Source organism: Pseudomonas sp. C32 (genome assembly GCF_030417915.1).
GTDB lineage: Bacteria > Pseudomonadota > Gammaproteobacteria > Pseudomonadales > Pseudomonadaceae > Aquipseudomonas.
Genome location: NZ_JAUHUK010000010.1, coordinates 55,307 through 79,252, shown reverse-complemented (window position 1 = coordinate 79,252; position 23,946 = coordinate 55,307). Strand labels below are relative to the sequence as shown.

The following is a 23,946-nucleotide window of genomic DNA, read 5'->3' as shown; positions in this document are numbered from 1 at the left end:
AAATGAACTCAATAGAAATCGTCGGGTCAGTCCTTGCTAGTGCACTATTCCTGCGGATAATGCCGACTTTTTTCGAATTCCAGAGCCTCTATCTGTTTATGTTGTCCAGAACCCTGCTGTGTCTCGCTGTCGTCAGTGCTTCTATGCCCTTGCTCGCTGATACCGTCTGGTTGAAGAACGGTGACAAGTTGAGTGGCAAGATCATTCTGTTCGATGGCGGAAAGTTGTTGGTCCAGACCGAGTACGCCGGTGCGGTACCGATCGACTGGAGCAAGGTGAAAACCCTTGAGAGTGACCAGCACTTGTTGGTCAAACAGGATGCCTACACCGGGGAGGTGACCAAGTCGCTGCACGCCGCGGAGGATGGCAAGGTGACCCTGGTCAATGGTGATGCGCCCAAGACGGTCGAGCTCGCGAGCATCCAGCAGATGCTCAAGCCCAAGCCAGTGGTCGAAGATCTGGTCTGGAAGGGCAGCATTGACGCTGCTCTGGATTACCAGCGCGCCGACAATGACACCGACGATTACGATATCGACTTCAGGACTTCTGCGCGCCATGGTCGCTGGCGGCACATCGCCGAAGGCGAGTACAACCGGGAGTTCCAGGATGACGTGGTCACGACAGACAACTGGCGCGGCGAATATTCCCTTGACCGTTTCCTCACTGACAAGTGGTTCTGGCAAGGTCGCCTGGTCTACAAGCGTGACAAGGTTGAAGATCTTTCCCGCCAGCGCACGGCCGGTACCGGTCCTGGTTATCAGTTCTGGGACAATGAGCTGGGCGCGTTCTCTCTCGGTTCGTTGGTCAACCGCACGGACTATGAGTTCGCCGACGGCAGCAAGGAGAACTTCTATTCCGTGGCCATGAAGTGGGATTACAACCGTTACCTGGTGGGCAAGAAAGTGGAGTTCTTCACTAACGGCGAGGTGGGCAAGCCGCTGACAGATGTGGCCAATTACGCGCTGGATACAGAGATAGGCCTGCGCTACAAGGTGACCGACTGGGCATCGCTCAATCTGAAGGCGGAACGCAATATCATCGACGGCACCGACGATGCCGATCTGGACAAGACCCGCTACACAGCCGGGTTTGGCGTGACCTGGTAAACGCCAGAAGCTCAAAAGATCGCAGCCTTCGGCTGCTCCTACGGATGACTTTGTAGGCGCTGCCGAAGGCTACGATCTTTTTTTGCGCGGGTAAAAACATTCGCCCACAAAAAAGCCCCGCTTTTAAGGGCGGGGCTTTTTACTAAAGCAAGTACAAGTTAGATAACTTGAACTTCTTCAGCTTGCATGCCTTTCTGACCGCGGGTAGCGATGAAAGAAACCTGTTGGCCTTCTTTCAGGCTTTTGAAGCCGTCGGATTGGATAGCTTTGAAGTGAACGAACAGGTCGTCACCGGATTGTGGAGTGATGAAGCCGAAGCCTTTTTCATCGTTGAACCACTTAACGGTACCGGTTTGGCGATTAGACATGGTGTAACTCCTTGAACAAAGATAACTGCGACTCAGGAAGAACCCTGGCCGAGACTGAGTGCAAAGAGCAGGAAAAATTCTTGTAGATGGTTGGATCGAAATTCAACATATCGTGTAGAGATTCTCAGTGACACAAGCAGCACAGTGGCGCCACCTTAACCCTTTTTCCGGAACGTGCCAATGCTTCTTGCGAAGGTTTCTCTGTTTTAGTGACTGACGGTGCAGTGTTTTGCTGCGAAGGGCCCTAAAACCGGCCGGATCGTCGAGAATTGCGAGCGGCGCTTTGAACCCGGCGGCGCGCCCCGGTAAGATGCCGGACAGATTTTCTCCACCTCGCTATTCAGGACACCGCCATGAGCATCAAATCGGACAAGTGGATTCGCCGCATGGCGCAAGAGCACGGCATGATCGAACCTTTCGTCGAGCGCCAGGTGCGCGGCAGCGACGATAGCCGTGTGATCTCCTACGGCGTGTCGAGCTATGGCTACGATGTGCGTTGCACCAATCATTTCAAGGTGTTCACCAACATCAACTCGGCCATCGTCGATCCGAAGAACTTCGATGCCGGCAGCTTCGTCGACATCCATAGCGACGTGTGCATCATTCCGCCGAACTCCTTCGCCCTGGCCAGCACCGTCGAATACTTCCGTATTCCGCGCAATGTATTGACCATTTGCCTGGGTAAAAGCACTTACGCGCGGTGCGGCATCATCGTCAACGTCACGCCGCTTGAACCTGAGTGGGAAGGTCACGTAACCCTGGAATTCTCCAACACCACCAACCTGCCGGCGAAGATCTACGCCAACGAAGGCGTGGCGCAGATGCTGTTCCTCGAGTCTGACGAAGAATGTGAAGTGTCCTACAAGGACCGTGGCGGCAAGTACCAGGGCCAGCGTGGCGTGACCCTGCCGCGGACCTGAGTCAGCCGTCTGACAAACCGTGGGAATTCTTGAGCGAGCGTACACTCTATGGGGTGTACTGCTCCGATCCGCGCAAGGCGGACCGGGCCATCGCTCAGGAGTGCGTTATGAAGATCGACCCGCGAATCAGTGCCGAACTGGCAAGGCTTGAGCCCAATCAGGTTGGCGTGCTGGCCTGGTCCTTGTTGGCACACCCGCCCATCAGCATGGCCGGTGGCATTCCGGGCCAGCCTGATCCCGATACCCCGAACGAACAGCCTAACGAACCGGGCGAGCCAACGCTGCCGGATGAGCCGCCGCCTGCGCCTGTGGCCTGAGGCTGTCTGAAGTGAATCCGAACCTGAGCTGCCTCAGGCTGCGATCTTTTGATCTTGATGTTTTTTTAACCATTGAAGATCAAAAGATCGCTGCCTCGTAGCTCCTGCAGGACGTCACCGGCTGTTTTACTTCAGGTTGCCGCTGAGGAACTGCTTCAAACGCTCGCTCTTTGGATTGCCCAGCACGTCTTCCGGCGCGCCTTCTTCCTCCACCAGCCCCTGATGCAGAAACAGCACCTGGCTCGATACTTTGCGGGCGAAGCTCATTTCGTGGGTCACCATGATCATGGTCCGGCCTTCCTCGGCCAGGCCTTGGATCACCTTGAGCACTTCACCCACCAACTCCGGGTCCAGTGCCGAGGTCGGTTCGTCAAACAGCATGACCTCCGGCTCCATGGCCAGTGCGCGCGCAATCGCTACCCGCTGTTGCTGACCACCGGACAGGAATGCCGGGTACTGGTCCGCCACCCGGGACGCCAGGCCCACCTTGTCGAGATAGCGTCGGGCGCGGTCTTCGGCTTCTTTTTTGTCGCAGCCCAGCACCCGGCGCGGGGCCATGGTGATGTTTTCCAGCACCGTCATGTGGCTCCACAGGTTGAAATGCTGAAACACCATGGCCAGCCGGGTGCGGATCCGTTGCAGTTCATCGGCGTCAGCCACGTGCATGCCTTGACGATCCTTGATCATGCGGATGTTCTGGCCGTCCAGGCTCATGGCACCGTCATTGGGCTGTTCGAGAAAGTTGATGCAGCGCAAAAAGGTACTTTTACCCGAGCCGCTGGCGCCGATCAGGCTGATGACGTCGCCGGTCTTGGCCTTTAGCGAAACACCTTTGAGGACTTCATGATCGCCGTAGCTTTTATGCAGGCCTTCGATGGTCAATTTGTACATGGGGCATGCATCCTCAAGGCGAAAGTAGGTAGCCGCTGCGATAGGCTTCGGCGCCCGCGACATGGGCGATCACCATGCCGGCGGTGGCCATGCGGCGCAGCGAGCGGGCGTACATCAGCCCGGCGGCGGAGCAATGAACAGGGGTGACGCGATCGATGATCGGGTCAATGATTTCGGCGATCAATTGCCCGGCTTCCAGGTATTCCCCCGGCAGCGCGGCGAACACCAGCAGTCCGCCCACGGGAGTGGTCACCGGCTCGACACCGGCCAGCGGCGTCGCCGGGTAAGGCAGGTCGGGCAGGGGCGCAGGTTCACCGGCAATCGCGCCGTAATGGATCAAATAATCGATCAGCGCCTGGCAATCGATGCTGGCCAGCGGGTGATTGACGTCGCCCTGGCCGCGCAGTTCGACGGTTACCGAAAAACTGCCCGGCGGAATGTCGAAGTGCTCGCCGAAGCGTTCCTTCAACTGCCACCAGAGCAGGGTGAAGCATTCGTCGAACGACTGGCCGCCGGAATCGGTGGCCAACAGGCTGGCCTCGGCCCCGATGTACCGGGCCAGCGGCTCAACCTGCGGCCAGGCTTCAGGCGTGGTGTACAGGTGCGCGACCGCTTCGAAATCGCAATGCAGGTCCAGCACCATATCCGCATCGCAGGCCAGTCGTTGCAGGATCAGGCGCTGGGATTGCAGTTGGGTGTCGGCGCTCTGTCGGGCCAGCGCATCGCGCAGGCAGCTGCGAATCAGTTGCAGGTTGTGCTGCGGATCGTCGCCGAGCTTGCCCTCGATCTCGTTACCGACTTCTTCACTGAGGTCGACAAACCAGCGGTTGAAGTTCTGGCCGCTTTCCAACTCGTAACGGCCGAGCGGCACATCCATCAACACCTGTTCCAGCCCGACCGGGTTGGCGATGGGCACCAGCACGATTTCGCTGTGCAGGCGACCGGCGGCCTCCAGTTCTGTCAGGCGTTGCTTGAGGTGCCAGGCGACCAGCATGCCGGGCATCTCGTCGGCGTGAAGGGAGGCCTGGATGTAGATCTTGCGGTGGCTCGGCTGTGGGCCGAAGTGAAAGCTGTGGATCTGTCGTGCGGTCCCCGGCAGCGGGGCCAGCAGATCGTGAATCTGGTGGCGCATTTGCAAGTTGTCCTAGTGGGTCGGCCCGAGAAAGGCCAGCCAGCGGCGTTCGGCGAGACGGAACAGGCCGACCAGCGCAAAGGTGACGGTCAGGTAGATCAGCGCGGCGATACCGAACGACTGGAAGGTCAGGAATGTCGCCGAGTTGGCGTCCCGAGCGACTTTGAGCACGTCAGGGATGGTCGCGGTGAAGGCCACGGTGGTCGAGTGCAGCATCAGAATCACTTCGTTGCTGTAGTAAGGCAACGAACGACGCAGGGCTGACGGCATGATCACGTAGGCATACAGCTTCCAGCCGGTCAGACCATACGCCTTGGCGGCTTCGACTTCGCCATGGTTCATGCTGCGAATCGCCCCGGCGAAAATCTCCGTGGTGTAGGCGCAGGTATTCAAGGCGAAGGCCAGGATCGTGCAATTCATCGCATCGCGAAAAAATGCATCGAGTACCGGTTGGGCGCGAATGGCGGCCAGGCTGTAGATCCCCGTGTAGCAGATCAACAGCTGGATATACAGCGGCGTACCACGGAACAGGTAAGTGTAGAACTGCACCGGCCAGCGGATGTGGCGGTGCGGCGACACTCGTGCGATAGACAGCGGAATCGACACCAGAAAGCCAATGAAAATCGAAGCACTCAGCAGCCACATCGTCATGGCAAGGCCGGTGATGTTGTTGCCGTCGCTGTAAAGAAAGGGGCGCCAGTATTCCTGAAGAAGCTCGATCATCGTACGGCCTCCCGGGTTCCGGCGGAGTAGCGACGTTCGAGCCAGCGCAGGACGAAGTTCGAGGCGCTGGTGATCAGCAGATAGATCACTGCGGCAAGCACCAGGAAATAAAACAGCTGGTAAGTGCTTTTACCGGCGTCCTGGGCGGCTTTGACCAGATCGGCCAGGCCGATGATCGAGACCAGCGCCGTGGCCTTGAGCATCACCATCCAGTTATTGCCGATGCCCGGCAGGGCGAAACGCATCATTTGCGGAAACACCACGATCCAGAAACGCTGGCCGCGCTTGAGACCGTAGGCCGTGGCAGCTTCGACCTGGCCCCGCGGGACGGCGAGGATCGCGCCGCGGAACGTTTCGGTGAAGTAGGCGCCGTAGATAAAGCCCAGGGTGATGACCCCGGCACTGAACGGGTTGATTTCGATGTATTCCCATTCCATGTAGTCAGTGAACGACGTCAGCCAGGTTTGCAGGCTGTAGAAGATCAGCAGCATCAGCACCAGATCGGGCACGCCGCGAATCAGCGTGGTGTAGCACTGGGCAACCAGGCGCAGCAGTTTGACTTTTGACAGTTTGGCACTGGCGCCGAGCAGGCCGAGCAATACGGCCACCAGCAGCGACATCGCCGATAATTTGATCGTCATCCAGGTGCCTTCCAGCAACAGCGGACCGAAGCCCTTGAGGCTGAAGGCGGAGAGCCCCAGATTTTGTAAGAGGTTTTCGAACATAAATCAGCAACCTGATCGGATAAAAAAAGCGCCCATCGCGAGATGGGCGCCGGGCATTACTTGCCGCTGTACAGATTCAGATCGCCAAAGTGTTTCTTCTGAATGGTGGCGTAGGTGCCGTCATCGTGTAACGCTTTGATACCTTTATCCAAAAGTGCTTTCAGCTCGGTGTTACCTTTCTTAATACCGATCGCAGTTTTGGCTGGCAGCAGTTCGCTGTCGACAGGCTCGCTGATATCGTAACCGGCGCCATTTGGCGACTTCAGGAAGCCCAGTTCAGCTTGCAGCATGTCCTGGATCCCGGCGTCGAGACGGCCGGAAGTCAGGTCGGAATACACCTGGTCCTGGTTCTGATAGGCCTGGGTTTTCACGCCCGCCTTGTCGAGCACGGCTTTGGCGTAGGCTTCCTGGATGGTGCCTTGTTCGTAGCCAACGGTTTTACCCTTGAGCGACGCGACGTCGGCGGTGATGCCGGAGCCTTTCTTGGACACGTAAGCGGTTGGACCGGAGAACAGCTCGCTGGAGAAGTCGATGACTTTTTCGCGGGCCGGGGTCACGGTCATCGACGAGATAACGCCGTCGAATTTATTGGCTTTGAGGCCTGGAATCATGCCGTCGAAATCGCTTTCGACCCATTTGCACTTGACCTTCAGCTCGGCGCAGATTGCGTTCCCCAGATCGATGTCGAAGCCCACCAGGTTGCCGTCGGCCGCTTTCGACTCGAACGGTGCGTAGGAAGGGTCAACGCCGAAACGCAATTCTTTGTACTCCTTCGCCATGGCGGAGCCACCAGCCACGCACAACGCCAGTGCAGAAAGGGTCAGCAATGCTTTTTTCATTATTCAATCCCTAAAACCAATATGAGCGCTTGTGGCGCAGAATTATTGTTACTGGAACGCGTAAGACCTTAAGAAAGTAGCAATTTCCGAACCAGAGTGGCGAACGAGCGTTTTAAAAGGTGCGCGACGAACGGCCGGAGCACGATTTATGCACGAAAACGGGCGCAAGGAAATGGCCGCACCGGATTGGCACGAAAAGAATCGAATCCGAAGTGGGCCAAAGGCTTATCCGAGCAGATCCTGCAGGTCGAACCCGCTGTAACCCTCTACCAGCGGTGAAACCGGGTGATCACCGAGCGTTCGACCGGTCGCCGCGGGTCGATGTAGAAATCCCCGATGGGGCAGTACACATCTTCGGGACCCATCACCGTCCCCTGTAGGAGCGAGCAGGCTCGCTCCCACTAAGGGCGGAGTTTATTTCCCGGGGGTAAGGGTCAACCGCGACTTGCCATAGGCATTGTCGAAGTTTTGCGGCTGCATCGGCAGGCTCATGTACTGGCCCTTGAGCCACGGATCGACGCTGTTGAGGTAGTTCGGGCTGACCGGATTGCCAGACTGGCCGGTGCCGTTCTGGGCCATCAGCGGTTCGGACTGGCTGAAGTCGACGATCAGGCGCATGGCCGGCGCCAGCGTGGTATTGAAGTCCTGGCCCCAGGCGAACGCGGCGGTGTTGAGGGTGGTGTGATCGCCGCCCGCCGGAACAGGGCCACGCACGGTCTGGCCGCCGGCGTTCTTCCATTCATAGCGATGCAGTTTGCCCCACTGCCAGGCCTTGTGATTACCGCCCAACTGGCTGTCGCCCGCGCTGATCGCTGCCGCAAGGCTGCGCGCGAGGATCGCCGGTTTGTCTTCTTTCTGCGCGGTGCGTGCGTCATCCCAGAACGGGCTGTCTTCGCGGCCCAGCAGGTGATCCGCTTGCGCCGCGTAGGACAACTTGCCATCTGCGACAAAGGCTTTCCACGCCGGGCTGCTTTCCGGGCCCAGTTCATCGAGGAAAATCTGCCGGGTGCTTTCTTGCAGGAACAGCTGGTAGATCGCCGCGTCGGTGGACGCCGGGCCCAGTTTGCCGTCGAAGGCCATCAAGCGGCTGAAGGCTTCGTTTGCCTTGGCGCGATCGGCCACCGGCAGTGCGTCGATGGCTTGTTTGAGTGGCTGGGACATGCCCGGCGCCTCGAACATTTTCTTCAGTTTGGCGGCGAAGGTGGTGGTCTGGTCATACTGCATGGCGATCATGCTGCGGCTGTCGTGTTTGCCTGCGCCGGCCAGTTCAGCCAAGCGCTCGCCACGTTCCGGTGCCGACCATGAGTTGGACAGTTGCATGCCGTAACCATGGGGGATAACCCGCTGGTTGGCGGTGCCGAGCCAGCCTTGGGCCGGGTCCTGGTCGTAGGGGTGCAGCATCGGGTCGGCATAACCGTCCCAGTCGTAACGACCTTCCCAACCCGGCGAGGGCAGCAGGCCTTCGCCTTCGCGCCGGTTCGGGTAGCGGCCGGTGACTTGCCAGCCAATGTTGCTGGCATCGGCAAACACCAGATTCAACGCGATGGCGCGGATTTCGCGACTGGCGTCCGAGGCTTTCTCGACGCTCTGGGCGCGGGTCAGGTCGAAGAACGCATCCAGGGTTTTGTCATCGGTGAAGCTTGGCGTCTGCAAGGCCAGGCCGAAACCATTGGCCAGCGTGGTGCCTTGGGCGCTGTTGAGCAGCGGACCATGGCGGGTTTCGTAGACCGCTTCGCGAATCGGTCGCTGGCCTTTGACGAAATAGGTCTCGTTGCGCACGATCACTGGTTGCCACTTGCCGGCGTTTTCGTAGGTGATGGCGTTGCCCTGGCGTTTGACTTTCTCCAGGAACAGATCCTGGTTGTCACCCATGACGGACGTCATGCTCCACGCCACTTTGCCGTTGAAACCACCCAGTACCATCGGCAAGCCGGCGATGGTCACACCGGATGCCTGATACTTCGGCGCGCGGATCTGCACGTAACTGAACAATGACGGGACGCCCAGCGGGCCGTGGCTGTCGCTGGCCAGCAGGCTTTTACCGCTGCGGCTGCGTTGTGGGGCGATGGCCCAGTTGTTCGACGAAGTGGCGCCCAGCAGGTTCAGGTCAGACAGTTGTGCGGTGGCCTTGCTGATTTGCGCCAGCCCCGGGATTTGTCCGTTGAGCTTGAGGCCTTGCAGCTTTTCGCTTTCGGCCGCAGGCAGTTTTTCGTCGGGCGCGGACGGCGACAGCCACGCGAGTTTGTCGGTGGTCACCGTTTGCGCCAGCACCAACGAGGAGATTTCTTCCGGCAAGTTGGCCGACTGACTGAAGTTCAGCAGGCAGAAAATCAGCGCCGAGTCTTCCGGCTGCCAGTATTCAGGCTTGTAACCGGTGGCGGCAAGGTCTGCCGGCAACTTGTCGCGGTAGCGGAACAGGTAAGCATTGACCCCGCGCGCATAGACTTCAAAGAAGCGCTTGAGCCGCGGCGAAGACGCTTTGTACAACTCACCGGCATTTTTCTTCAGGTTGACGGCGCGCATGTAGCGGTCGGCATCCAGCAGTTCCGCGCCGTGCATTTCGGAGAGGCGGCCCTGAGCAAGCAGGCGCAGGGTGGCCATTTGCGTGATGCGGTCGCTGGCGTGCACATAACCGAGGGCGAACAGTGCGTCGTGGAAACTGTTGCTTTCGATCAGCGGCATGCCCATGGCATTGCGTCGCACGGAAACGTTTTGCGCCAGACCCTTGAGCGGCTGCATGCCTGAGGTCGGCGGGAGGGTGTCCTGGGCGTTGAAAGTCTGACAACCGGTCAGGCTCAAAACGCCGGCCACTGCTGCGGCAACGCCGAACCGGGGTAGAAAATGAGTAAGGGCTGGCGAGGCCATGGCAAAGCTCCTGCGGGGGTGGTGGCGCAATAAAGCCGCTACGTTAGTGAGCAGGCGATGGCCGCGCAAGCGGGGCAAGAGGTTATTTCTGGATTTGTCAAAGATCGCAGCCTTCGGCAGTGATACGCCGATCTCGCGTAGGCGCTGCCGAAGGCTGCGATCTTTTGATTCTCAAGTGACTTGCCAGCCTGTAACCGGTGATGCTGAAGTGCAGCAGGCACAATATCCTGGAGAACAGTCGGCATGGAGCTCAAGACAAACGCAGCACTGATCATCATCGATCAACAGAAAGGCATCCTTCACCCCAGACTCGGTCGCAGGAATAATCCCCAGGCTGAAGAGCGCATGCTGGAGTTGCTGAGCCATTGGCGACGCACCGGTCGGCCGGTGATCCATGTGCAACACCTGTCCCGGTCAGAGGATTCGGTGTTCTGGCCGCAGCAATCGGGAGTGGAGTTTCAGGAGCGTTTTCAGCCGGGTGCAGGTGAGCGAATGATCCAGAAACAGGTGCCGGATGCGTTTTGTTCAACTGAGCTGGCGTCAGGGTTGCGCGAAGCGGGGATCGGGCAATTGGTGATCGTCGGCGTCGCGACGCACAACTCGGTGGAGTCCACGGCACGCTCGGCTGGAAATCTGGGGTTTGATGCGTGGGTGGTGGAGGATGCGTGCTTTACCTTCGACAAGGCTGACTTCTATGGCCATGCCCATTCAGCCGAGGAGGTGCATGCGATGTCGCTTGGCAATCTGCATGGCGAATACGCAACGGTTGCAAGCAGCGCGCAGATCCTGTCAGCCGACTAAGCACTTGTAGGAGCGAGCAAGCTCGCTCCTACAGGGACGGCATCAAGCGCCGTGGCACTTCTTGAATTTCTTGCCGTTGCCGCATGGGCAAGGGTCGTTGCGGCCGACGTCTTTCAGGGCGTTGCGCACCGGCTCCTGGTGGGCATGGCCGCAGTTCGGACCGTGGACATGGCCATGGTCGTGATCATGATCATGATCATGCTGGTGATGGTCATGATCGTGGTTGCAGTCAGGGCCATGGACGTGGGGTTGCTGGGTCATCGGGGTTACTCCGGAATTAAATCGGCGGGGATTATCACGCCATTACGCGTCAGGTGCACGTAGTGGGCGATGAATAAACCGGTTTCCATTTCACCTTCCAGACGATAGGGGATGCCTTGCTTGGGGTTTTTGAGTTGTTTGACCAGATCCTTGACCCTGGGCCACAGGTTGGTGCGGATTGGCACCTTGAAGTAGACGCTGTGTTTGGGGCGGACCGTAAACCACTGTTCATGCTCGCCTTCGGCCAGCAAGATGTCCGCCAGGTGAATGCGATATTCCAGGCCGCGCACCGTCAGGTCGCTGTCGTTGGGGTTGTCGACGCGAAAGTGCAGGATGAACTTCTGATCAAGCAGCCTGGCCCGCACGACTTCGACTTTTACCAGGTGGACCTCGGGATCCGGCTCGTCGCTGCTGAACCAGGACGCACAGCCCCCGAGCCCGAGGAACAAAAACAGCGTGAAGGTCTGCAAGAAACGTCTGTGACTGGTCATGTCGAGGTTCTCCCTTAATGCCAGTCTAGTCCCTTCATCTCATGCGCCGAAGTAACCTGCACAGCACTTCTTGAACTTCTGTCCGCTGTCACATGGACAGGCATCATTGCGCCCGGTTTTGAGCGGCACAGTGGGGTCGATGAAATACCAGCGCCCGGTGTTCTGCACGAACGAGGAGCGCTCGCGGTGGCTGTGCTCGCCATGACTGTCATGCCAGCGCGCGGTGAACGTCACGAAGGCATGTTCGGGCTGGCCGCCCAGGACTTCCGAACTTTCCACTTCAAGCCCCAGCCAGGTGCTTTGGGCGCTCCAGTCACTGATTGCCTGACGATCAAGGCCTGCCTGTTGCGCCGGCAAGGTCGTGGCCACCAGATAATCGATCAAGCCCAGCACATAGGCGCTGTAACGCGAACGCATCAAGGCTTCGGCGCCGGGGGCAGGGTGACCGGTATGATAATGACCGCAACAGGCGTCGAGCAGGGTGCCGCTGCCGCAGGGACAAATGGATGTACTCATTGCATTACCACCAGTATTTCCCGAAGTTTTCCGGATTGGCCCAAAAGCGTGAATTGAGCCAGTCGGGCACTTGTTTGTATTCAAGCAGATCGTAGGTGAACAGGGTCAATACCTGTTCGTCACGGGCAAAGCGCTCGCTGGCTTGCAGCGCCAGGGAGAAAAAGTCCGTTTCCTGCCAGCCGCAGGCCGTCAGGTCCGCCAATACCGCGATGCGACTGGCGTTGAGGTTGCGGATGCCGCCCAACAGGTTCAGACCCTCGCGCTTGGGCAGATGCTCCAGGCAATCGACCACCAGGGCCAGGTCAAAACGCCGTGCCGCCAGCTCGGCAGGCAATGGCCCCGGTGCGGCGAACGCGACGCAGCTGTCCGGGTGGGCCGCTTTGAACGCTGCCAGCGCCGGGAACTCGCTGGCGCCGATCAGCAACAGGCGCGCGGGGGCATATCGGTCAAGTAGAGCGGCCAGTGCCTGCTGGGGCGTGCGTGAAGAAATACCTGCAATCATCGAAGTTCCTCAATCAGATCCGTCAAGACTAGCCTGCTCGAACGTTCGGGCCTAGAGCGGCTTGACGACAAATGCGCCAACCTCTCGTTAATACAAGAATAAACAGCGTGGTCCATTGCTGGCGGAGTTTAAAACTCGGGTCTTTACTAGCTGAATCGGTTCTAAGCCGATCCTTCAGGAGAAAACTCGATGAGCATAGTTCGGACAGCATTACCCTTGGTCCTGCTAACCAGTCTGTTGACTGGTTGCGCAGGTTTGCAGAAAACCGACTGGCCGACCTGTGCGGCAGTTGGTGGTGTCGTGGGCGCCGGTCTCGGTGCGACCGAAAGTTCGGCATGGGCAGGGTATGGTGCTCTGCTTGTCGGCGGTACGGCAGCGGCTTATTGCTGGGTTCACGGTGATGGCGACGAAGACGGCGACGGTGTGCCGGATAGCCGCGACAAGTGCCCGGGCACGCCTAAAGGCGTACAGGTCGACGCTGACGGTTGCCCACCTGCACCAGTGGTTGAAGAAGTGGTTGTAGTCAAGGAAGAAACCATCGTCATTCGCGATGTTCACTTCCAGTTTGATAAGGCCACACTGACCGAGTCTGACAAAGCGGTACTCGACAAGATAGCCACTCGCCTGAAAGCCGAAGCTCCGACTGCTCAATTGACTGTCACCGGCCATACGGACAGCGTGGGCAGCGACACCTACAACGAGAAACTGTCGGATAAACGCGCTCACTCGGTGGTTGAATACCTCATCGAGCAAGGCGTACCTCGCAGCAACTTCGTGTCGGTTGTCGGTGCCGGTGAAAGCCAGCCGGTAGCGGACAACTCAACCGATGACGGTCGTGCACAGAACCGTCGCACGGAAATCAAAATCCAGCGTTAATCCCTTCGCATCCGCGCCTTGTGCAGTCGCGGATGCGGGTCTTTACTCCTGTGTAACCGGTATTGGCCGGTGACACAGGAGCTTTCAACATGATCTTTCTCACAAGGACCGTATTGCCGGTTCTGCTACTTGGCAGCCTGTTGACGGGCTGCGCCACTCACAGTGATGGCACTGCCCCCCTCAATCAACGAACCTGGCCGATCTGCAGTCTTATTGGCGGGCTGGTCGGTGGAGGCCTTGGTGCAATCGAAAGTGCCGGCTGGGCCGGTGGTGGAGCTGCGCTGGGCATCTTGGCCGGTGGCTTGATCTGCTATGCACAGGATGGCGACGAAGACAGCGATGGCGTTTTCGATCGACGTGACCGCTGTGCCGATACTCCTGCCAATACCACGGTCGATCATCGTGGTTGTCCGTTGCCGCAGAACGCAGTTAGCGAGACTCCCGCCCCCACTCCTGCGCAATCTGAAGTCATCACCCTGAGCGATGCCGGCGAAGTGTTGTTTGCGTTCAACCAGGCCGATCTGACCCCTACGGCAAAGAGCCAGCTGGATGCAATCATGGGCAAGCTGGAAGACGCCAGCGTGGTGAGCGTGAAAGTGGTTGGCCACACCGACAGCGTGGGTGCGGATGCCTATAACCAGGCCTTGTCGGAGCGACGTGCCACTAGCGTGGCGGAATACCTGTTGAGCCAGGGTGTGGCGCCGAACAAAGTTACCAGCGAAGGCAAAGGTGAGAGCGAGCCGATTGCCGATAACGAAACCGAGGAGGGGCGCGCGAAGAACCGTCGCGTAGAACTTCACGTCAACCGCTGAGCCTTGAAATAGAGCCGTCGGACGATATTTTTGAGCGTCGCGACGGCCATTTGGCGGCCTTCATGAAGAATTTTCTATTGCCCTCTGGCTTATCCTGCGTGGAAGCCGTTACTGTGCGTGCAAATAATAATTCTCATCGGGGGGCGTATGAAGGCGTTATGGGGGCTGGGGAAGTTACTGACCCTGATGTTCTGGCTGGTGGTGCTGTTCAATCTGCTCATGCCGTTTGTATTTCCGCTGCACCATCTGGTCAATCTGGCCGGTGGCCTCCTGGCATTCTTTCATCTGCTTGAAGTGCTGCTGTGCAATCGCAGCCTCAAAGGACGCGCCCACCCTTGGCGCGATCGCCTGAAGATTGTCATTTTCGGCGTTTTCCATCTGCAAACCATTCCTGCCCCCACCGCACCGAAGGCTTCCCATGCGTAAACTCTGTCTGCTCGCCGTATTCATCAGTCCATTGGCCTGCGCACAGGTGGTGAGCGTCGAAACCAACTCGCTGATGCGATTGCCCAACACCGCCAGCACCCTGCAACTCGAACGCCTGGACGTCGCCGATTACGGCACTTTGCTGATCCCCTCGAACGTGACCGAAGTCTCCGTGGGCGAACTGCGTTTGGGGCGTGACGCACGCATTGCGATTGTGCCCGGCGAACAGACGTTGGCGTTGAAGGTCCATCGGGCTGATTTGTCCGAGGGTAGCCAGATCACGGCGCGCGGTGCGCCGGGGACGTATCAGAAGGCTGCCCGTTCCGGACGAAACCTGGATTTACAGATCAAGACCCTGAATGCACCGCAACTTCAGGTGGACGCTCGCGGTGGCGCAGGAGCGCCGGGGTTTGTGGGCCTCGACGGGGCCAACGGTCAGGATCCGGGCTGCACTTGGGGCCAGGCCGGTCGTGGTGCCGATGGCAGCGACGGCAGTAATGGTCAGGCCGGCGCGCCGGGGGCACTGGTCAAACTGACATTGCCGCGCGACTACCCGGCCGATCGGATCAAGGTTCAGGTGGCCGGTGGTGCTGGTGGCCTGGCCGGCCCTGGCGGCAAACCGGGGGCGGGTGGCAAAGCCAAGGGTTGCCTCGTTTACGAGGCCGACGGCGGCAAGGGCGGCAAACCTGGAGCGGATGGTCAGCCAGGACCGGAAGGCGCGGCGGGCTCGGTGACTGTGCAGCGGTTGTAAATCCAGCCAGGACTCTGTGGCGAGGGAGCTTGCTCCCGCTGGGGCGCGAAGCGGCCCCGAATCCGGATAATGTATTTTTTTCAGGATGAGCGCGTTCACCGGTTTACGGCTGCTTCGCAGCCGAGCGGGAGCAAGCTCCCTCGCCACAAACGTTCGATAGATTCAAAACATCGGCCGTGCCGCACCAATCGCCACCACGACCAACCCCACCAGCAGATTGATCCCCACCAGCTTGCGGATCCGCCCCAGCACCGCTGCACCCGCGGGCCAATCCTGCTCGGCCACGGCCGTGCGCAGTTCCGGCAGCATCAGCGCCTGAATCCGGATAAACAACGCCGTCATCACCACATACAAACCCATCATCACCTGCACATAACGTGGCGCAGTCTCAAAGCCACCGAAGTGCATGTGCAGCATGCCCACGCCGCTGACCGGCAACAGCACGACCGCCACCCAGACCCAACGGAAAAAACCTTGAAACACTTCTACCCACAGCTTTAGCCGGGCAGGGCCTTCCAGTGCCGTCACCGCTGCGGGGCGCAGGACCATCCAGGCGAAAAACATGCCGCCGACCCACACCAGTGAGGCAAGGACATGCAGGCTATAAATGAGGCTAAAAGGTGTCATTGAGGTACTCCGTTCTGCGCGGGATTCATTAGCGGGGTATGATAGCCGCCGAACCGAACCACTGAAAATTTATCCAGCGTTTTTTGCGCCCGACAATCCATGATCAGCACTGAACTCAAAACCACGATCCAGGGCGCCTACTCGCGTTTTCTCGAAGCCAAGAGCCTCAAGCCGCGCTACGGCCAACGCCTGATGATCGCCGAAGTCGCCAAAGTCCTCGGTGATATCGACACCGACGACGAAGGCCGGCGCAGTGGCGACCCCGCGATTGTCGCGGTGGAAGCCGGCACCGGTACCGGCAAGACCGTGGCCTACAGCCTGGCGGCGATTCCGACGGCGAAGGCTGCCGGCAAGCGCCTGGTGATCGCCACGGCGACCGTCGCGTTGCAAGAGCAGATCGTCTACAAGGACCTGCCTGACCTGATGCGCAACAGCGGGCTGAATTTCAGCTTCGCCCTGGCGAAGGGGCGTGGGCGCTACATGTGCCTGTCCAAGCTCGACATGTTGCTCCAGGAAGGTCACGCGCAAACCGCCACCGCTCAGCTGTTCGAAGAAGAAGGCTTCAAGATCGAAGTCGACGAAGCCAGTCAGAAGCTGTTCACCAGCATGATCGAGAAGCTCGCCGGCAATAAGTGGGACGGCGACCGCGACAGTTGGTCCACCGCGCTGGAAGACGCCGATTGGGCGCGCCTGACCACCGACCACAGCCAGTGCACCAACCGTCATTGCCCGAATTTCGGCCAGTGCGCCTTTTACAAGGCCCGCGAAGGCATGGGCAAGGTCGACGTGATCGTCACCAACCACGACATGGTCCTGGCCGACCTGGCCCTGGGCGGCGGCGCGGTGCTGCCGGACCCGCGCGACACCATTTATGTATTCGACGAAGGTCATCACCTGCCGGACAAGGCCATCGGCCATTTCGCCCATTACACCCGCCTGCGCTCCACGGCCGACTGGCTGGAAACCACCGCGAAGAACCTCACCAAGTTGCTGGCCCAGCATCCCTTGCCGGGCGACTTGGGCAAGTTGCTCGAGCAGGTGCCGGAGCTGGCGCGAGAGATCAAGACCCAGCAGCAATTCATGTTCACGGCCTGCGAGCAGATCGCCGATTTCAAACCCGGCGAAGACGTCGAAGGTCGCGAGCGGCCACGTCACCGGTTTGTCGGCGGGGTGATTCCCGATCACATGCGTGAAATGGGCATCGAGCTGAAGAAAGGCTTCGCGCGCCTGACCGACCTGTTCACGCGCCTCACCGAATTGCTCAAGGAAGGCATGGACGGCGAGGTCAACATCGGCATCGCCAGCAATCAGGCCGAAGAATGGTATCCACTGTTCGGCAGCCTGTTGTCCCGCTCTTCGGGCAACTGGGAATTGTGGACCGCCTTCACCGTTGAAGACCCGGAGGACAACCCGCCCATGGCCCGTTGGCTGACCCTGGCCGAAAGCGGTTCGCTGTTCGACATTGAGGTCAACGCCAGCCCGATCCTCGCGGCGGAAATGCTCCGGCGCAATTTGTGGAACGTGGCCTATGGCTGTCTCGTCACGTCGGCGACCCTGACTGCACTCGGCACTTTCGACCGCTTCCGCATGCGCGCCGGGCTGCCGAAAAAAGCCGTGACCGCCGTGGTCCCGAGCCCGTTCCACCATGCCGATGCCGGCGTGCTGCGGGTGCCGAACCTGAACGCCGACCCCCGTGACGCAGCGGCGCACACCGCCGCAATCATTCGCGACCTGCCGGAACTGGTCGAAGGCTCGCGGGGCACGTTGGTGCTGTTCTCCTCGCGCAAACAGATGCAGGACGTGTTCGACGGACTCGACCGCGACTGGCGCAAGCAAGTGTTCATTCAAGGCAACCTGTCGAAACAGGAAACCCTGAACAAGCACAAAGCGCGGGTCGATGGCGGGGATTCGAGCGTGCTGTTCGGCCTGGCGAGTTTCGCCGAAGGGGTCGACTTGCCCGGCGCCTATTGCGAGCACGTGGTCATCGCCAAGATTCCGTTCTCGGTACCGGATGACCCGGTCGAAGCCGCGCTGGCCGAATGGATCGAAGCCCGTGGTGGTAATCCGTTCATGGAAATCTCCGTACCGGACGCCTCGCTGAAACTGGTTCAAGCCTGCGGACGCTTGCTGCGTACCGAAGAAGACCGCGGCACCATCACCTTGCTCGATCGACGCCTGGTCACCCAGCGTTATGGCAAGGCGATCCTCAATGCATTGCCTCCTTTCCGCCGCGAAATTTCCTGAGACTCCGGTGGGCGGTTTCGCCCACTGCGTTGTCTATCTTTCAGCCATCGCTTTTCCACAGGCCCATTGAAGGTCGTTAGGGAGAATTTCGTTCTCATGATTCGCCGTTCGTTGCCCGCTGTTTTTGCCCTGTTGTTCGCAACACCTTTGCTGGCCGCTCCCGCCGGTCAGCAAACGCTGTTCAACTTTGTGCGCCCCGCCGACGTGGTTCAGGTGGCGACTCAGGACGCCAGCCTGCCGCAATCCAACGCCGAGCAAACCCCCGAGGGCGAAGTGCTGCGCCGGGTAACGTTCAACCCGGTCGCGCGACCGACCTTGCGCCTGAGTCCGCAGAGCGGTGCCTGGGACTGGTCGCAATCGGGTTTCATGAGCTTGCGGGTCCAGAGTGCGATGGACTGGGCCCTGACCCTGTACGTGACGATCCAGAGCAATGACGGCAAGACGCTGGTCAGCCGCGTCGACCTGCCGGCCGGCCCCGCGCAAACGCTGTTGGTGCCATTGCAACCGACTTCACCGCTGAGCCTGGGCATGAAGGCCGGCCCGCCAATGCCGATGACGATCGACGGCCAGCGTGTGTTGTTGGCCAGCAGTGCTGGTGCGCTGGACCGTGGCCAAGTGGTGTCGGTGAGTGTGTCGATGGATCAGCCGAACGTCGCGCAAAGTATTTTGCTGGAACGCTTTGGGGTGCAGGACGGCGAGTCGGTGACCCAAACCGTGTATGGCGGATTGGTCGATGCTTACGGTCAATCGACGCGGGCCAAGTGGCCGGAAAAAATCAGCACTGACGAGCAGCTGAAAAGCGCCGCCGCCAAGGAACAGCAACAACTGAAAACCTGGCTCGCCGAGCGCGAAAAGTCGCCTTTGGACAAATTTGGCGGCTTGAACAAAGGTCAATCGTTCAAGGCCAGCGGCTTTTTCCGCACCGAGAAGCGCGACGGTCGCTGGTATCTGGTGACGCCGGAGGGCCATCCGTTCTATTCGCTGGGCGTCAACACCGTCACCCCGGACGTCAACCAGACCTACGTGGCCGGTCGCGAGTGGATGTTCGAATCCCTGCCCAAGGCTGACGAAAACCTGGCCAGCCACTTTGGCGAAGGCGACAACCGGGGCGGCAACGGTGCTGACTTGGGACGCGGCTACAACGCCGGGCGCTGGTACGATTTTTACGGGGCCAACTTGCAGCGTTTGTATGGCGACCCTTGCGCACTGGGCAGTGACACCAAGGCGGGCGTCGCTGCTGCGGCCAAGGCTGATGCAGTTGAGGCCACGGCAGAGAAAGCCGTTGAACCAGCGGTTGTGCCGCCGAGCCCTGAAGCCGGTGTCGCTGAAGCTGCCCAAACTGAAGCGAAAGCGCCAGCGCCAATTGCTGTCGAGCCTTGCAAGGCGGTTTTTGACGAGCAGCGCTGGGCCCGCCACACACTCGATCGCCTGCAAGCCTGGGGCTTCAACACGATCGGCAACTGGAGTGCGCCGGCGCTGGGTAATGCCGATCGCGTGCCGTACACCTTGCCGTTATCGATCGTCGGTGATTACGCCAGCATCAGCACTGGCAGCGATTGGTGGGGGGGCATGCCTGATCCGTTCGACCCGCGCTTCGCCATGGCCACGGAACGCGCCGTGGCCATTGCCGCTCGCGATCACCGCGACGACCCATGGCTGATCGGTTATTACGCCGACAATGAACTGGCCTGGGCCGGTCCTGGCGATGATCCGAAAGACCGTTATGCCTTGGCCTACGGCACCTTGAAAATGACCACCGACGTCCCGGCCAAGCGTGCGTTCCTCAAGCAATTGCGCGATAAGTACCGCAACCAGGCAGGCCTGTCGAAAGCGTGGGGCATCGATTTGCCCGCGTGGGAATTGATGGAAGACCCGGGTTTCGTGCCACCGATGCCAAGCGCCGAATATCCGGAAATCGAAGCCGACTTCAAATACTTCCAGAAGGTCTTCGCCGACGCTTACTTCAAGACCATTTCCGATTCGCTCAAGTGGCACGCGCCGAACCAGTTGTTGCTCGGCGGCCGTTTTGCCATCACCACGCCGGAAGCGGTCGAATCCTGCGCCCAGTATTGCGATGTGTTGAGTTTCAACATGTACACGCTGCAACCCCAGGATGGTTATGACTTCGCCAAATTGCGCAGCCTCGACAAACCGGTGCTGATTACCGAGTTCAATTTCGGTTCGGCTGATCGTGGTCCGTTCTGGGGTGGTGTCACGCAACTGGCGAAAGAAGAGGACCGTGGCCCGGCCTATGCGAACTTCCTCAAGCAAGCGATGAGCGAGCCGTCGATTGTCGGCGTGCATTGGTTCCAGTACCTCGACCAACCGGTGACCGGTCGCCTGCTTGATGGCGAAAACGGCCACTTCGGTCTGGTGGGGATCACCGACCTGCCGTTCCAGGGCTTCGTCGACAGTGTGCGCAAAAGCAATCTGGCGACGGTCGATAAAATGGGTAAAGAAGCCGAGAAAGCGGCGACCGAGGCCGACAAAGCCAGCCACGATGCCGAGGGCGGGCGTAAAGCCGATGCCGGCAAAGGACCGGGGAAGGGCGCGGGTGGACATTCCGGCAAAGGCCATTGATCCCGTTTGCAGCCTGCGGCAGCACCTGGAGGAGCTGCCGCAAGCTGCGATCTTTCGATCTTGGCCCTCAATTGACCATCCAGCCCAACCCTGTTCCCAAAACCCTCAAGGGCTGGAACAATGCCCGCCACTTTGTAGAGCGTTAATCCGGGGAGTTACGGGTGCAGATTCAGGGTCATTACGAGCTTAAGTTCGAACCGGTGCGTGAGGCGTTCGCGGCGCTGTTCGACGATCCTCAGGAGCGTGGCGCGGCGTTGTGCATCCAGGTCGGCGGCGAAACCGTCCTCGACCTCTGGTCCGGCACCGCTGACAAGGACGGCGCCGAAGCCTGGCACAGCGATACCATCGCCAACCTGTTCTCCTGCACCAAAACCTTTACCGCCGTTACCGCGTTGCAACTGGTGGCTGAAGGCAAGCTGCAACTGGATGCGCCGGTTGCGCGCTACTGGCCGGAATTCGCCGCTGCCGGCAAAGAATCCGTCACCCTGCGCCAACTGCTTTGCCACCAGGCCGGATTGCCCGCGCTGCGCGAGTTGCTGGCCCCTGAAGCGCTTTACGATTGGCAAACCATGGTCGATGCGCTGGCCGCCGAAGCACCGTGGTGGACGCCGGGTGAAGGCCACGGCTATGCGGCCATCACTTACGGCTGGTTGATCGGCGAGTTGTTGCGACGTGCTGATGGTCGTGGGCCGGGAGAGTCCATTGTGGCCAGGGTTGCCAAACCGTTGGGTCTGGATTTTCACGTTGGTCTGGCTGACGAGGAGTTCCATCGCGTGGCACACATCGCTCGCGGCAAAGGCAACGTCGGCGATGCGGCGGCCCAGCGCCTGCTGCAAGTGACCATGCGTGAGCCGACGGCCATGACCACCCGAGCTTTCACCAATCCGCCGTCGATCATGACCAGCACCAACAAACCGGAATGGCGACGCATGCAGCAGCCGGCCGCCAATGGTCATGGCAATGCCCGTAGCCTTGCCGGCTTCTACGCCGGACTGCTCGACGGCAGCCTGCTGGAAAGCGAGATGCTCGACGAGCTGACCCGCGAACACAGCCTCGGCGAAGACAAGACTTTACTGACCCGGACCCGTTTCGGCCTGGGTTGCATGCTCGATCAACCTGACGTGCCTAATGCAACGTTCGGTCTGGGTCCTCGGGCCTTTGGTCACCCGGGTGCCGGTGGCTCCATCGGTTTTGCCGACCCCGAGCACGATGTGGCCTTCGGTTTTGTGACAAATACCCTGGGACCGTACGTCTTGATGGACCCGCGTGCGCAAAAGCTGGTGCGGGTTCTGGCCACCTGTCTGTAAGAATCGCTCAAGGGTTCCAGGATTGGAACCCGAACGTCTTTTCAGTTTCAAACCTCCGTTTAGCGGGCCGCTGTGGCCTGATGTTTTTTGACTTCATTTTTGTGGATATCCAATGTCATCCAATAAAACCCTCGCCTTGGCCCTGTGCTTCGCTATTACCGGCTGCGCACAGACTCCACAAAAAGATTCCGATGGCGGTAGCTGGTGGTCGTTCGGCTCCTCCGACAAAGTCGCAGCAAAAGAATCGGCCCCGGCGCCGTTGAAACCAGCGGTAACCGCACCGGTGGCCAAGGCTGACACCAGCAGCCCGTGGTACTGGCCGTTCGGTTCCGACCAGCCGGCAACCAAAGCCGAAGTGAAACCCGAAGCTAAGCCCGTCACCGTGGCCAAGACCGGAGCCGATACCGGCAGCCAGTGGTGGTGGCCGTTCGGTGGTAGCGAGCAAAGCACCGCTAAAGCCGTGCCGATGCCTGATCCGAAAGTTACCCAGGCCTGGTTGGACGACTACGAACCGCGTCTGCGCGAAGCGATCAAGGGCAGCAACCTGCAACTCGAACGCCGCGAAAACGTGCTGGTCGTGACGGCGCCGGTCGAAGGCTCGTTCAATCCGGATCGCCCGGCCATGTTGCTGCCGGTCACCCTCGGCCCGTTCACCCGCGTCGCCAAAATCCTCGAAGTCGATCCGAAAACTGCGGTGTTGATCCTCGGTCACAGCGACACGTCCGGTTCAGCGCCGGCCAACATCAAGCTCAGCCAGGACCGTGCCCGGTCTATCGCCGCGATTTTCCGTCTCAGTGGCCTGCAACGTGACCGTCTGATGTTGCGTGGCATGGGCAGCGATGCGCCGCGCGCCGCCAACGACAGCGCGGAAGGGCGTGCGCTGAACCGCCGTGTGGAACTGTTGGTGACGCCGCAAAACACCATGGTTGCGTTGCTGAGCAAGTACAACATGCCAGCACCGAGCCCCGTCACGCTGGTCGCTGCGCAGGACATCAAACCCGTCGCCAAGCCTGTGACACCGGCACCTGCCGCTAAAAAAGCCAGCGTCCCAGCGGCGAAAAAAGCCCCGGCACAAAAGGCACCGGCCAAGAAAACCCCTGCCAAAACTGCTACCCCGGCGAAAAAGACCAGCCCGGCCAAGGCCTCCGCGGCTGACAAGAAAGTCGCCACCACCGATACTGCAAAGAAGTGATTCGTTAACCAAAAGGAATGCGCCATGACCCAGGGCCTGGCTGATATGCGTCGTGACTACACCCGTGATGGCCTGACCGAGGCGCAAGCCCCGGCCGAGCCGTTTGCGCTGTTCCACCAGTGGTTCGCCGACGCGGTGAAAACCGAACAGGCACCGGTGGAAGCCAACGCCATGACCCTGGCCACGGTTGACCCCGACGGTCGACCGCACTGTCGCATTCTGCTGCTCAAAGGCCTGGACGAGCAGGGCTTCACCTTCTTTACCAATTACGACAGCGCCAAGGGCAAGCACCTGTTTGCGAACCCGTTCGCGGCCATGACCTTTTTCTGGCCGGCCCTGGAACGCCAGGTGCGCATCGAAGGACGGGTGGTGAAGGTCACGCCGCAGGAGTCCGACGCGTATTATCAGGTTCGCCCGCTGGGCAGCCGTCTGGGCGCCTGGGCTTCACCGCAAAGTCGTGTCATCGCTGATCGTGCCGAGCTGGAAGCATTGCTCAAGGACACCGAGCAACGCTTCAGCGATGCCCAGCCCCATTGCCCGGAACACTGGGGCGGCTACCGCCTGTTACCCGAGCGCATCGAGTTCTGGCAGGGGCGCCCGAGCCGCTTGCACGACCGCCTCAACTACCGTCTACAAGGCTCCAACTGGACTCTTGAACGTCTGGCACCCTAAGC

25 protein-coding genes are annotated in these 23,946 nt (G+C 59.9%); 13 read left to right on the top strand and 12 right to left on the bottom strand.

The window, feature by feature from the left end; translation table 11 throughout:
* Positions 1-98 precede the first annotated feature (98 nt).
* Positions 99-1,106 carry a DUF481 domain-containing protein gene (locus tag QYH43_RS13395; protein ID WP_301157183.1) on the top strand — a complete coding sequence of 336 codons (1,008 nt, stop codon included), beginning with the start codon at positions 99-101 and terminating at the stop codon, positions 1,104-1,106.
* A 158-nt stretch (positions 1,107-1,264) separates the two neighbouring features.
* Here the strand turns inward: QYH43_RS13395 and QYH43_RS13390 are convergent, their stop codons facing one another.
* Entirely contained in the window at positions 1,265-1,474 is a 210-nt protein-coding gene (locus QYH43_RS13390) for a cold-shock protein (RefSeq protein WP_002554837.1), read from the bottom strand.
* A 353-nt stretch (positions 1,475-1,827) separates the two neighbouring features.
* Between QYH43_RS13390 and dcd the strand changes: the two genes are divergently transcribed.
* Together dcd and QYH43_RS13380 are read left to right on the top strand one after the other, a co-directional pair.
* Positions 1,828-2,394, top strand: coding sequence for a dCTP deaminase (gene dcd / locus QYH43_RS13385; protein WP_007904652.1), 567 nt, complete (start codon positions 1,828-1,830; stop codon positions 2,392-2,394).
* A 107-nt stretch (positions 2,395-2,501) separates the two neighbouring features.
* Positions 2,502-2,711, top strand: coding sequence for a hypothetical protein (locus QYH43_RS13380; RefSeq protein ID WP_095058769.1), 210 nt, complete (start codon positions 2,502-2,504; stop codon positions 2,709-2,711).
* A gap of 126 nt (positions 2,712-2,837) precedes the next feature.
* On the opposite strand, the gene QYH43_RS13375 is transcribed toward QYH43_RS13380, so the two are convergent.
* The 6 genes from QYH43_RS13375 to QYH43_RS13350 form a co-directional block, all read right to left on the bottom strand.
* The gene (locus tag QYH43_RS13375) at positions 2,838-3,602 is read right to left on the bottom strand and encodes an ABC transporter ATP-binding protein (RefSeq protein ID WP_095058768.1); all 765 of its coding nucleotides are present in this window, start codon (positions 3,600-3,602) and stop codon (positions 2,838-2,840) included.
* A gap of 13 nt (positions 3,603-3,615) precedes the next feature.
* On the bottom strand, positions 3,616-4,734 hold the full coding sequence (locus QYH43_RS13370; protein ID WP_301157182.1) for a succinylglutamate desuccinylase/aspartoacylase family protein: 1,119 nt from the start codon (positions 4,732-4,734) through the stop codon (positions 3,616-3,618).
* A 12-nt stretch (positions 4,735-4,746) separates the two neighbouring features.
* Entirely contained in the window at positions 4,747-5,457 is a 711-nt protein-coding gene (locus QYH43_RS13365) for an ABC transporter permease (protein ID WP_301157181.1), read from the bottom strand.
* A complete protein-coding gene (locus tag QYH43_RS13360; RefSeq protein WP_301157180.1) occupies positions 5,454-6,182 on the bottom strand; it encodes an ABC transporter permease in 729 nt (242 codons plus the stop codon). Before QYH43_RS13360 ends, QYH43_RS13365 begins: the two co-directional genes overlap by 4 nt.
* Before the next feature lie 56 nt (positions 6,183-6,238).
* Positions 6,239-7,021 (bottom strand): transporter substrate-binding domain-containing protein, encoded by a 783-nt coding sequence (locus tag QYH43_RS13355; RefSeq protein ID WP_095058764.1) that lies wholly within the window; start codon positions 7,019-7,021, stop codon positions 6,239-6,241.
* 414 nt (positions 7,022-7,435) lie between these two features.
* Positions 7,436-9,886 (bottom strand): penicillin acylase family protein, encoded by a 2,451-nt coding sequence (locus QYH43_RS13350; protein ID WP_301157179.1) that lies wholly within the window; start codon positions 9,884-9,886, stop codon positions 7,436-7,438.
* A 243-nt stretch (positions 9,887-10,129) separates the two neighbouring features.
* Between QYH43_RS13350 and QYH43_RS13345 the strand changes: the two genes are divergently transcribed.
* Positions 10,130-10,687, top strand: coding sequence for a cysteine hydrolase family protein (locus QYH43_RS13345; RefSeq protein WP_301157178.1), 558 nt, complete (start codon positions 10,130-10,132; stop codon positions 10,685-10,687).
* Between the two features lie 42 nt (positions 10,688-10,729).
* Here QYH43_RS13345 and QYH43_RS13340 read toward each other — a convergent pair whose 3' ends face one another.
* The 4 genes from QYH43_RS13340 to QYH43_RS13325 are packed head-to-tail and all read right to left on the bottom strand — an operon-like array spanning position 10,730 to position 12,457.
* Positions 10,730-10,948, bottom strand: a complete 219-nt coding sequence (locus QYH43_RS13340; RefSeq protein WP_301157177.1) for an SEC-C metal-binding domain-containing protein — start codon at positions 10,946-10,948, stop codon at positions 10,730-10,732.
* 5 nt (positions 10,949-10,953) lie between these two features.
* Positions 10,954-11,439, bottom strand: coding sequence for an LEA type 2 family protein (locus QYH43_RS13335; protein WP_095058761.1), 486 nt, complete (start codon positions 11,437-11,439; stop codon positions 10,954-10,956).
* 39 nt (positions 11,440-11,478) lie between these two features.
* Entirely contained in the window at positions 11,479-11,955 is a 477-nt protein-coding gene (locus QYH43_RS13330; RefSeq protein WP_095058760.1) for a YchJ family protein, read from the bottom strand.
* Between the two features lie 4 nt (positions 11,956-11,959).
* Positions 11,960-12,457 carry a DUF6231 family protein gene (locus tag QYH43_RS13325; RefSeq protein ID WP_095058759.1) on the bottom strand — a complete coding sequence of 166 codons (498 nt, stop codon included), beginning with the start codon at positions 12,455-12,457 and terminating at the stop codon, positions 11,960-11,962.
* Positions 12,458-12,646: 189 nt separating this feature from the next.
* Between QYH43_RS13325 and QYH43_RS13320 the strand changes: the two genes are divergently transcribed.
* The 4 genes from QYH43_RS13320 to QYH43_RS13305 all read left to right on the top strand — a co-directional run bounded on the left by QYH43_RS13320 (position 12,647) and on the right by QYH43_RS13305 (position 15,322).
* The gene (locus tag QYH43_RS13320) at positions 12,647-13,333 is read left to right on the top strand and encodes an OmpA family protein (RefSeq protein WP_095058758.1); all 687 of its coding nucleotides are present in this window, start codon (positions 12,647-12,649) and stop codon (positions 13,331-13,333) included.
* An 89-nt stretch (positions 13,334-13,422) separates the two neighbouring features.
* Entirely contained in the window at positions 13,423-14,145 is a 723-nt protein-coding gene (locus tag QYH43_RS13315; protein WP_095058757.1) for an OmpA family protein, read from the top strand.
* A 147-nt stretch (positions 14,146-14,292) separates the two neighbouring features.
* Entirely contained in the window at positions 14,293-14,571 is a 279-nt protein-coding gene (locus QYH43_RS13310; protein ID WP_095058756.1) for a DUF1145 domain-containing protein, read from the top strand.
* A complete protein-coding gene (locus QYH43_RS13305) occupies positions 14,564-15,322 on the top strand; it encodes a collagen-like protein (protein WP_301157176.1) in 759 nt (252 codons plus the stop codon). The genes QYH43_RS13310 and QYH43_RS13305 overlap by 8 nt, the downstream gene beginning before the upstream one ends.
* 162 nt (positions 15,323-15,484) lie before the next feature.
* Here the strand turns inward: QYH43_RS13305 and QYH43_RS13300 are convergent, their stop codons facing one another.
* Positions 15,485-15,949, bottom strand: a complete 465-nt coding sequence (locus QYH43_RS13300) for a CopD family protein (protein WP_301157175.1) — start codon at positions 15,947-15,949, stop codon at positions 15,485-15,487.
* Between the two features lie 99 nt (positions 15,950-16,048).
* Between QYH43_RS13300 and dinG the strand changes: the two genes are divergently transcribed.
* From dinG to pdxH, 5 genes are all read left to right on the top strand, one after another.
* The gene (dinG, locus tag QYH43_RS13295) at positions 16,049-18,193 is read left to right on the top strand and encodes an ATP-dependent DNA helicase DinG (protein WP_095058753.1); all 2,145 of its coding nucleotides are present in this window, start codon (positions 16,049-16,051) and stop codon (positions 18,191-18,193) included.
* Positions 18,194-18,289: 96 nt separating this feature from the next.
* Positions 18,290-20,773: a beta-galactosidase gene (locus QYH43_RS13290; protein ID WP_301157174.1), complete on the top strand. Its 2,484-nt coding sequence runs from the start codon at positions 18,290-18,292 to the stop codon at positions 20,771-20,773.
* A gap of 161 nt (positions 20,774-20,934) precedes the next feature.
* Complete coding sequence (locus QYH43_RS13285) at positions 20,935-22,080, top strand: serine hydrolase domain-containing protein (protein WP_301157173.1); 1,146 nt, start codon at positions 20,935-20,937, stop codon at positions 22,078-22,080.
* Positions 22,081-22,192: 112 nt separating this feature from the next.
* Positions 22,193-23,272, top strand: coding sequence for an OmpA family protein (locus QYH43_RS13280; protein WP_301157172.1), 1,080 nt, complete (start codon positions 22,193-22,195; stop codon positions 23,270-23,272).
* A gap of 24 nt (positions 23,273-23,296) precedes the next feature.
* On the top strand, positions 23,297-23,944 hold the full coding sequence (gene pdxH / locus QYH43_RS13275) for a pyridoxamine 5'-phosphate oxidase (protein WP_301157171.1): 648 nt from the start codon (positions 23,297-23,299) through the stop codon (positions 23,942-23,944).
* The last annotated feature ends 2 nt before the right edge of the window (positions 23,945-23,946 follow it).